Consider the following 828-nt stretch of genomic DNA (forward strand, 5'->3'; position numbering starts at 1 on the left):
GGCCTGGACAACGCCGAAGCCGCCAAGCGTTTTGGCGCCGAATACGCGCAGGCCCAGGGCGAAATCGAACTCGTGGCCGGCGCCACGCCTGAATTCAACCGCGCCGAATTCCTGGCCGGCAAACAGACGCCCATGTTCTTCGGCTCGGCCATCAACAACTTCGGCGTGCAGGAAGTGCTGGACGCGCTGGTCGACTTGGCGCCCGCGCCTGCCGAGCGCGAAGCCATCCAGCGCGTGGTGCACCCCGAAGAGAAAAAATTCTCCGGCSTGGTGTTCAAGATCCAGGCCAACATGGACCCGGCCCACCGGGACCGCATTGCATTTTTACGTGTGGCCAGCGGCGAGTTCACCCGCGGCATGCGCCTGAAGGTGGTGCGCAGCGGCAAAGAGCTGCGGCCCAACACCGTGGTGAGCTTCATGAGCCAGCGCCGCGAACTGCTCGACACCGCCTTTGCCGGCGACATCATCGGCATTCCCAATCACGGCGTGCTGCAGCTCGGCGACACGCTGACCGAAGGCGAAGCGCTGCAGTTCACCGGCCTGCCCTTCTTTGCGCCTGAAATGTTTCGCGCCGTCGAGGTGGCCGATCCGCTGCGCAGCAAGCAGCTGCGCGCCGGCCTCACGCAGCTCGGTGAAGAAGGCGCGATCCAGGTGTTCCGCCCGATTGCCGGCTCATTGCTGCTGCTGGGCGCTGTCGGCCAGCTGCAGTTTGAAGTGGTGGCTCACCGCCTGGAACATGAGTACGGCGTCAAGGCCCGCATCATGGGCAGCAACTTCAACCTGGCCCGCTGGGTGACGTCCGAGGACCCGAACGAACTGAAGAAATTC

At 64.4% G+C, this 828-nt stretch carries 1 protein-coding gene; it reads left to right on the plus strand.

Translation table 11 applies throughout. The features are described 5' to 3' along the window. On the plus strand, positions 1-828 hold an 828-nt coding region (locus tag AC1DWI_RS24970), incomplete at both ends, for an EF-Tu/IF-2/RF-3 family GTPase (protein ID WP_477726158.1).

The organism is Polaromonas sp. P3_C2 (assembly GCF_056402675.1).